The organism is Agrobacterium sp. A3-95, assembly GCF_053521785.1.
This window is the reverse complement of the sequence record NZ_JBNWDR010000029.1, coordinates 1-719: the sequence shown is the minus strand read 5'-3', so window position 1 is coordinate 719 and position 719 is coordinate 1. Positions and strand designations below refer to the sequence as shown.

Here is a 719-nt window from a genome sequence, read left to right as displayed (position 1 = left end):
CGAGACGGCGGAACGTGAAGTGCGATCGACGGCCTACCAGCTCAAGACGGCACGCTTCCCGGCCTACCGTGATCTTAACGGCTTCGACTTCGCCAGCAGCGAGATCAACGAGGCGCTCGTGCAGCAGCTTCATCGCTGCGACTTCCTGGACGACGCCAACAACATCGTTCTGGTCGGCGGTCCCGGCACGGGCAAGACGCACATTGCCACCGCGCTCGGCGTCCAGGCCATCGAGCATCACCATAAGCGGGTCCGGTTCTTCTCAACGGTCGAGCTGGTCAACGCGCTGGAACAGGAAAAGGCGCAAGGACGGTCTGGGCAGATCGCCAATCGCCTTGTCCACTCCGATCTCGTGATCCTCGATGAGCTTGGATACCTGCCGTTCAGCGCGTCGGGCGGTGCGATGCTCTTCCACTTGCTCAGCAAACTCTACGAGCGAACCAGTGTCATCATCACGACGAACCTCAGCTTCAGCGAATGGGCCAGCGTCTTCGGTGATGCCAAGATGACCACGGCATTGCTCGATCGGCTTACCCATCATTGCCACATCCTTGAAACCGGAAACGACAGCTTCCGCTTCAAAAACAGCTCCGCGCACGAGACTAAAACGACAAAGGAGAAAACGAGGAACTTGACCACGACCGCAGACCCGAAACATACCTAACAGGCGGGTCAATTCTCGGTGGAAACGCCGGGTCAGTTCTCAGTGGCAATCAACA

Annotated in this window: 1 protein-coding gene; it reads left to right on the top strand. The window is 58.4% G+C overall.

Annotation, left to right across the window (positions count from 1 at the left end):
* A partial coding sequence (gene istB, locus ACQZ5Y_RS28280; RefSeq protein WP_174060444.1) for an IS21-like element helper ATPase IstB occupies nt 1–664 on the top strand: 664 nt, incomplete at its 5' end.
* Nucleotides 665–719: the final 55 nt, after the last annotated feature.